Genomic DNA, 9766 nt, shown 5'->3' with positions numbered 1-9766 from the left:
CTAATTTTCTTCTTCCACATGATTACTGTTCCCCTTAAAAATAGTAGAATGACGTTTATTATATGGTTATTAAACTAGCTGTAAATTCGAATTTTCCAATACTTTATTACCAGGTTTATCTTCTAATACTTCGATAAACATGATTAATTTATTCTCGCTTATATAGCAATTAGCTCCTCTTTGGGTTTTATCTTCTTTAGGATGCTTTGTATCATCACTTGGTTGAAATAATTGTGTTATTTTATAATCAGCATCATATACTCCCAAATAATTAAATATTGGTATATCAAAGTCTAGCAATTTAGATTGGTTTAATATTCCACTTACTTTTTTATACTTTTGCGCTACTTCGATATCCTTCAGAATCGTTATAAAATTGATATTCTTTTCACTTGCTAAATTTATCATGCTGCTAATTTTTTTAAAGTTGCCATCACCCATTGTACAGATGTATGGAACTATATCTAAAAACTCTCCAATTACTGTGAAGTAATTTCTTTCTCCAAACCTTCTTCCCATGTTTAAAATGCTTATTGGCAAATTCACGATATCTAAATTTTTTCTATAAACTTCAATAAATTTCTCAAAAGCAAATTCCCACATTTGATCCTGATTATTTAAAATCTCGTTTGGCACCTCAAATTCAAGTTGTTTAAAAACTAATTTATGATTTATTTCAGCTAACTTTTCATGATAAATATTAGAAGCTTCTACAAACTTATCAAGATTAAATTCCTTTATTATCTCTTCTTCAGTAATCTCTTGAGGGCCTTTTTTCATTTGATTGATATAATCCAAATAAGTGGCTTTAGAATCACTTGGTCTGTTGCTACCATCGTTCATATACTCTTTAACTATTAAATTCTTTACTATTTCTGAGCTCATACCATCAAATATTAAATGATTTACGATCATATATAAAACAGACCTATTACTTGCATGTTTAACTAAAATAAACGCATAGTAAATTTTGTTTTTTGTATAATTACTATTTTCATGGACTTTAATACTTATATCTTTTATTACTTCCTTTAATATAAATGTTCTTTTCTCTTTCTCTATTTTGCTTAAATCCAGATATGGCAATTTTACATTTTCGATCGTATCGTATTCGTATAAATACATCTCAGATTGTTTTTCTACTACTGCCGCCCTTAGCATGTCCTCTCGATTTATTAAAGAACTTACTGCACTTTCTAATCTTGATCTATCTACCTCGAAATTAAATTCAATTTTTGTTCCTGACTTTGTCAAACCTATTTTTTTACTCATTTTTTGTATTTCTGCAAGTTTGTATTTATTAATGACGTTTTTATTTATTATTTTTTCCGTAAACTCATAATATTCTGCGTTTACTTTATTTCTTGTTAATTCTACAAATTCTTGTATATCTGCCTCACTAATACATTCCTCAGTCATATCTGATTCATAACTTTGCTCACGATTGTTATGTTGTGCAACGTAATGATTACAAATACTTTTTATATCTTGATACATAAATATATCGCTAAGTGCAATAGTTATGTTTTCTTCTTGAAGTATTGCAGCGATCTTGATAGCAATTAGTGAGTTCCCACCTAAACTAAAATAATTATCATTAATACTTATTCTGTTAACTCCTAACACTTGCTCCCATACTTTTACTAATACTTTTTCAATTTCATTTCTTGGTTCTTCATATACTGCCCCTGTATTAATCTCAGTATTTGGTTCTAGTAATGCCTTTCTATCAATTTTCCCATTGGTTGTTAAAGGCATTTCACTTAGTTTTATAAAGTACGAGGGGATCATATAATCAGGCAAATATTTTTTAAGCTCTTCTCTTAATTCATTTACATTGTACGTTTTTTCTGATACATAATAAGCACATAAATACTTACTCTCATAATCTCCTTTATCTAATACAATTGCATCTTTTACCCCTACGATTTCTAACAATTGATTTTCTATCTCTGGAAGTTCTATTCTGAAACCTCTTATTTTAACTTGATGGTCTATTCTTCCTAAAAACTCGATATTACCATCTGGCAACCATCTGGCTAAATCTCCTGTTTTGTACATTTTCTTTCCTAATTCAAATGGGTTATTTACAAATTTTTGATCTGTTAACTCTTTGTTAGCTAAGTACCCTCTTGCAATTCCATCTCCACTTATGCATAACTCCCCTGCTACACCAATTGGCAGCAAATTATGATACTTATCAACGATATAAACCTTTGTATTACTTATGGGTTTTCCTATTGGGATCGTGTTAATTTCTTCATTTTCACACTCCCACATGGTTGCACAAATAGTACTTTCTGTAGGTCCATAAGCATTAATATATCTATTTTTTTGAGAAAGTTTGCCAACCATATTCTTCTTTGCATCACTTCCAGCTGTTATGATCAATTCGACTTTAGAATCGTCTAAATCTAACTCATTGGCTATAAATGGCGGCACTGTTAAGATATTGACCTCATGATCCTTTATGTATTGACTTAATTTCATTGGATTCATAATGATTTCTTCGGTTGTTATAAGTAATTCTGCTCCTAATAAAAGACTCATAGATAATTCCCAAGCAAATGCATCAAATGATATACTAGCAAATTGTAAGATTTTCTTATTGGAATGGATCCGAAAATCTTTTTTAAATGTATTGGTTAAATTTATGATTCCCTTATGTTCTACAGCAACCCCTTTAGGATTGCCAGTTGTACCAGAAGTATAGATGACGTATGCTAGATTTTTATGATTTGATACTCTGTTAAGATTGCTATTTTCTTTTTGATATAACCTTTCATTATTCAAATCTATTACTTCGCAACCATAATCACACATCGATAATAAACTACTCTGTGTTAATAATATGTTAACTCCACTGTTTTTCATCATATATTCTATTCGTTTTTGTGGATATTTCGGGTCGATTGGTAAATATGCACCATCCGCTTTTAGTACGGCTATCATTCCGATAACCATTTCTATTGACCGATTTGTCATGACCCCAACTATTACATCTGGGCCAACTCCCTTTTCTTTTAGCACTCGCGCTAATGCATTCGCTTTTTGATTAAGTTCTTTATACTTTACTTTCTCCCCTTCAAACGATACCGCTATATTATTAGGAGTTTTTTCAGCTTGTTCTTCAAACAATTGCTGTATCGTTTTATTATCAGAATATTTTACTTTTGTATTATTGAACTCAACTAATAGTTTATTCTTTTCTTCATTACTTACTATTTCTATTTCTTTTAGCTTTATAGATGAATTTTTCAAAATATCATTTAACACATTCGTAAAAATACTTGTAATGATATGAACATCATAGGACAAGGATCGATCCGAGTAATGAAACGTTAACTTCATATCGTTATTCTTTTTATCTATCACTAAAGTAAGCTCATTTTCCTTTAAACTAAAAATATTATCTATCTGACTAGTGCTATGCATATTCTTCATACAACAATATACATTCACCTTATGATGAATATAATTTTTGATGTAAAGCTCGTGCATATCAAAAAATTGATATGCATAAGCTTCTAACATTTGTTTTTTTGATTTCATAAGTTCTTCTTTAAATGAATTTTCTAGATTCATATTGTTATGCAAAACGATAAATGGATTATTACTATCTATATCACTTGATTTAATATATTGTGGAATTCCAATAAAAAATTTTGTACTTTGGGAATATTTCGTTATGGCGATTTTAAGTACTGTAAGGATAAACATATGAATAAGCATGTCATCATGCTGACAGACCTTTGATAAAAACCCAGCTTTTTCTGGACCTAATTTCCATTCAACCTGTTTTTTATTCCCTTTATCCCCATAAAAGTCTTTCTTGAAGTTCACCTTATCAGATTCTTCCCCTATAATTTTGCTCCAATATGCTTTTTCTTTCACTTTCTCATTCATCAAAGGAATCATCCCCTTCCTGGTTTTTACTCTGCAAAAATAATCATTTCAAGTATAGGATTAGCTTTTTTACAATTAGCCCCACATTACTTACCAAATCTTTTAAAATACTTTAAATATCCAGAAAGTTCAAAATGAAAAGTCATATTCGTTTGTATTGTAATAGTTCATTTTCTCTTCATAGATGCTTTTCTCTTCTTTAGTCCATAATTCTATATCTCCTATTATTTTGTCTGAATTATTACTTGTTACTTTTATTAAATTCTGCAGTAATTGAACGATTCTTTCCATCGTTTGTTGATCATATAAACTAGTTAAATAACTTACTTTCAAGTGAATTTCATCATCACTTTGAAAAGCCTCTATCGTTAGATCGAACTTTTCTGTATTTTCAAAGACATCTAGGTTATATGGTTTTAACGTTATATTATCTAGTTTAATTCTGCTCTCTTCAAAATTTTGCAGGATAAACATAACATCAAATATTGGATTTTTATTTAACGAACGTCTGGCACCAACCTGATTAACTAGTTCTTCAAATTGATAATCTTGGTTTTCATAAGCTTTTAATGTCTTTTCTTTCACCATTTTCAAATAGTCCTTAAAGCTTAATTCATCTTTCACCATTGTTCTGATCACCAAGGTGTTTACAAACATTCCAACTAAGTTTTCTAAATCTCTATGATTTCTACCAGCTATTGGTGTTCCGACGATGATATCCTCTTGTCCACTATACTTTGATAACAATATATTGATATTGGCTAACAGAATCATATATAACGTAATTCCTGTTTCTTTGGCAACCTCCATTAGGTTATGTGTTGTTTCTTTATCCAAAATAAATTGGATACTATCCCCATTAAAATAATTGCTCTCAGGTCCGGCATGCTCGACGGTAGGCAAGTTTAATTGAGGTATGGTACCACTAAACTCTTTTAACCAATACTCTTCTTGCCTTTTATACTCTATTGTCTTTCTGCAATTTAGCTGCCATGTAGCATAATCTTTATATTGAATCCTTAAGTCTTCTAATTTTTTATTTGCATATAAGTCACCAAATTCTTTTGTTAGGATTGCCATCGAAGTGCCATCTGAAATAATATGATGCAGATCCAGCAACATTAAATATTTGCTTTTTTCTAATTGGATAACTGATACTCTAAATAATGGAAGCTTCTCCAAATCAAATGGTTTTACAAATTCGTTTATTTTCTCTCGTAATTGACTCTCTCTAATTTCTTCCTCTACATCACTAAGGTCCGTTTTAACAATGTTGAACTGAATCTCTTCGATGCTATGAATTTGTTGTACTATTTCCCCATTTTTCGTATGGAAGGTGGTTCTTAACGTTTCATGCCTAATCATTAACTCCAAAAATATACCGTACATTCTTTCTAATTCAAAATCACCAGTGATTTCTAAGGCCATTGGAATATTATAAGCTATGCTGTCTTTATCAAATTCTTGTAAAATATACATTCTCTTTTGTGCTGACGAAATTTCATAATAATCCCTTTTCTCAGATAAACCTATAGACTGATATTCTTCTTTACTAGCAGCTACTATATATTCACTAAGCCCTTTTATATTTCTGAAACGAAAAATTTCTTTTAATGGGACTTGTACATGTAACTCCTTATGAATTCTGCCAACTAATTTTGTTGCTATTAAAGAGTGACCCCCTAATACAAAGAAATCATCATTAATTCCTATATGATTTAATCCCAGAACATTTCCCCATATGGTTACCAATTGCCTTTCCAATTCATTTCTTGGAGCTTCATATTCTGTTCCTGTATTGATGATTTCTCCTTCTGGTTCTGGAAAAGACCTCCTGTCTACTTTACCATTGGATGTTAAAGGTAACTCCTTTAATTTTATAAAGTATGACGGTATCATATAGTCTGGTAAATTGTTTTTTAGGGCTTCTCTTAATTGGGCTGCACTATACTCTTTTTCTGCCACATAATAAGCACATAAATACTTATTTTCAGCTTCCCCTTTATCTAATACGACTGCTCCTTCTATCCCCTCTATTTCTGATAATCTATTTTGTATTCCTTCAAGCTCGATTCTAAAGCCTCTAATTTTAACTTGCTGGTCTATCCTTCCTAAAAATTCTATATTACCGTCCGGTAACCATCTTGTTAAATCACCCGTTCTATACAGTTTTTCTCCAGACTTATATGGATTCTTAACAAATTTTGCTTTCGTTAATGCTTCATTATTTAAGTAACCTCTAGCCAACCCATCTCCACCTACACATAATTCTCCGGGCACGCCAATTGGAACTAATTTATTATTATTATCTAAAATATAAGCAGTTGAATTTGCTATCGGCTTCCCAATCGGTAATATATTAGTTGCATCATTTATTTCATAGAATGTGGAAAATGTTGTATTTTCGGTTGGGCCATATCCATTAATCACTTTAATATTTTTTGATTGTTTCTTTACCTTCATGACGTGTTTTAAGGAAACGACATCGCCACCTACTAATAAGTATTTTAGATACTTAAATAAGTGGTTATTATCTTCCACTAACTTATTAAATAAAGCAGATGTTAACCATAGGATCGTTATTCTGTTATTTGTTAAATACTGTTCTAATTGAGTGGTATTCAATATCATTTCTTTATCCGCCAAATGTAAAGCTGCCCCATTTAATAGCGCTCCCCAAATTTCAAAAGTGGATGCATCAAAAGCTATTGAACCTGTTTGAAGGATCCTATCATGATCCTTAATCTCTATATAGTTAGTATTTTTAACAAGTCTTACTACATTTCTTTGAATAACTTCTACTCCTTTTGGTATTCCAGTAGTTCCCGAAGTATAGATAACATAAGCTAGATGATTACTAGAATTTATGTTATCGATGTCTTTATTATCCTCGCTGAATAAGCTCTCATTGCTTAAATCCATTACTTCGCATCCAAAGTCTTTACATTTTTTTTCATCAATTTGGGTTAATAGGATTTTGGCATTACTGTTTTCAATCATATATTTTATTCTATTTTGTGGATAGTCAAAATCTATCGGTAAATAGGCTCCACCCGCCTTTAATATAGCTATTATACCTACTATTACTTCAACCGAACGTTCTGATATGATTCCAACAATAACATCTGGACCTACACCTTTTTTTCTTAGAACTCTTGCCAAAGAATTAGATCTTTCATTAAGTTCTCTATATGTTAGTTTCTTATCCTCAAATACCACGGCAATATGATTTGGTGTCCTTTTTACTTGTTCTTCAAAAAGTTCGTGAATCGTATTGTTTCTTGGATAATCTGCTGCCGTATCATTAAACTCTGTCAAGAGCTTATGCTTCTCACCTTTGCTTAGTATTTCAATATCCTTAAGTGTAATCTCCGCATTTTTTGTGATTTCTTTTACGATATTTACGAAATGACTTACCATTCTTTCTATCGTTTCATGCTTATATAGGCTAGTTGCATAACTTAAATGAAAGTTAATCTCATCATTTTCCTCTACTGCATTAATTGTTATATCGAACTTTTCCACATCATAACTTGTATGATAAGGCTTAAAAGTTAAATCCTCTGCTTCTAGCCTTTCTTCTTCCGTGTTTTGTAGCACAAACATCACATCAAAGATTGGATTTCTATTTAATTCTCTACTTACAACTGCCCTTTCAACTAATTCTTCAAATTGATAGTCTTGGTTTTCATATGCACTTAATGTCTTTTCTCTTACGGATTCCAAATATTCTATAAAATTTAACTCACTATCTACGTACGTTTTTATGGCTAACGTATTTACAAACATACCAATTATGTTTTCTAAGTCTCTATGGTTTCTCCCAGCTATTACGCTTCCAACTACAATATCTTCTTGACCACTATATCTAGATAGTAAAATATTAATGTTAGCTAATAAAATCATGTACAGAGTACTGCCGTTTTCTTTAGCAATCGATTTTAACTTTTCTGTTATTTCCTTATCGAGAACAAATCTGATACTTTCTCCGCCAAAATCTTTCACTTTTGGTCTAGTGTAGTCCGTAGGTAAATTTAATACTGGCAGCTCTTCACTAAATTCCTTGAGCCAATATTCTTCCTGTTTCCTAAACTCTTCACTTTCTCTTTTCTTCAATTGCCATGCTGAATAATCCTTATATTGCACTTTAAGTTCTTCTAAACCTTCCCCGGCATATAACTTGCTAAATTCTTTTGCTAATATGCTCACGGAAACTCCGTCTGATATGATGTGATGCATATCAAACAGCAGAATATGTCTGTCTTTCTCTAGACTTAGCAGAGAAACTCTTAGTAACGGGGCCTTCTCTAAGTCAAATGGCTTTATGAACTCCTTGACCTTTACATTTATTTCCTCTTCACTTTGAGCATTTACTTTTTCTATTTCAAATTTTATCTCTTCTGCTACATGACCTTTTTGCACAATCTTTTCTTCTATAGCATAAAAACTTGTCCTTAATGTTTCATGTCTATCAATTAATTTTGCAAATGCTTCATTTAATCGATTTATATCCAGTTTACCTGTTATCTCTAAAATTCCAGGCATATTATAGGCAATACTATCTCTATCAAACTCTTGCAACATGTACATTCTTTTTTGTGCTGAGGATGCTTCATAATATTCTTTTTCTTCCACTTTTTCTATTTCTTCGTATTGTTTCTTACTATTAGTAAAGATATATTCGCTAAGACCTTTTATGTTTCCTAGACTAAATATTTCTTTCAGAGGCACATCTACATTCAACTCTTTACGAATTCTGCCTGCTAATATCGTTGCTTTTAACGAATGACCTCCAAGGTCAAAAAAGTTATCATTTATTCCTACTTTTCCTACTTTTAATACTTCACTCCAGACCCTTGCCAAAGCTTCTTCTACTTCATTTCTTGGTGCTTCATATTCATTTGTCATTGCTTCTAAGTTCGGTTCTGGAAGCGCTTTTCTATCCAGCTTTCCATTCGGAGTTAACGGCATTTCTTCCATCTGCACAAAGTAAGCCGGAATCATATACTTTGGTAAACGCTCCATTAAATAACTGCTTAAGTTCAAGTCCTGAATCTCTTTGTCACTTACGACATACCCACATAGGTATTTTTCAGTTTCTTTTATTTCTTTTGCTAGGACTACGGCTTCTTTAATATGTTCATGCTGTAATAATCGATTTTCGATTTCTCCAAGTTCAATTCTAAAGCCTCTTATTTTAATCTGGTTATCGATTCTTCCCAGAAACTCGATGTTTCCATCAGGCAGCCATCTTGCTAAATCTCCTGTTTTATACAGTGTTGTTCCTTTGGCAAATGGGTTATCCACAAATTTCTCAGCCGTTAGCTCCAATCTGTTATAATAACCTCTTGATACTCCTGCACCACCTATATAAAGTTCGCCGATGACACCTATGGGCTGAAGTTCACAGGCTTTATTCAAGATATAAAATTTAGTATTATGCAATGGCTTCCCTATTGGTGTATTCACTAAATTTGCTGGTATATTCTCTATTTTTTCTTCATAATAACTAGAATCAATAGTAGCTTCTGTTACACCGTAGCTATTGAGGACCCTCATCGTTTGTCCATATTTCCCCACTAACCTTTTATAATCTTCTATCGCACAACTATCTGATCCCAATATTAATAACTTCAAGCTCTCTAAGGGCAATTCGTTTTCATCCACATAGTCCATCAGTGTGAAGACTAAACTTGGCGTGGATTCAAATATATTGATGTGGTTTTTCTTAATTGTTTGATATAACTCCTCCATATTTATTCTTATATCACTTGGACATATATACATGGTGCCCCCGGTTAATATGCTTCTGCATAAATCCCCTGTGAATACATCAAATGATATACTTGCCAATTGCAGC

General features: G+C 31.6%; 2 protein-coding genes. Both read right to left on the bottom strand.

The genetic code is table 11. The features are described from left to right. Positions 1-69: 69 nt before the first annotated feature. Positions 70-3906 carry an amino acid adenylation domain-containing protein gene (locus tag ACYP5M_RS26430; protein WP_459735726.1) on the bottom strand — a complete coding sequence of 1279 codons (3837 nt, stop codon included), beginning with the start codon at positions 3904-3906 and terminating at the stop codon, positions 70-72. Positions 3907-4035: 129 nt separating this feature from the next. Next, complete coding sequence (locus ACYP5M_RS26425; protein ID WP_459735725.1) at positions 4036-9759, bottom strand: amino acid adenylation domain-containing protein; 5724 nt, start codon at positions 9757-9759, stop codon at positions 4036-4038. Positions 9760-9766 lie beyond the last annotated feature (7 nt).

The organism is Peribacillus sp. N1, from assembly GCF_054600815.1.
The sequence above is the reverse complement of the archived record's forward strand: the minus strand, read 5'-3'. Positions and strand labels throughout refer to the sequence as shown.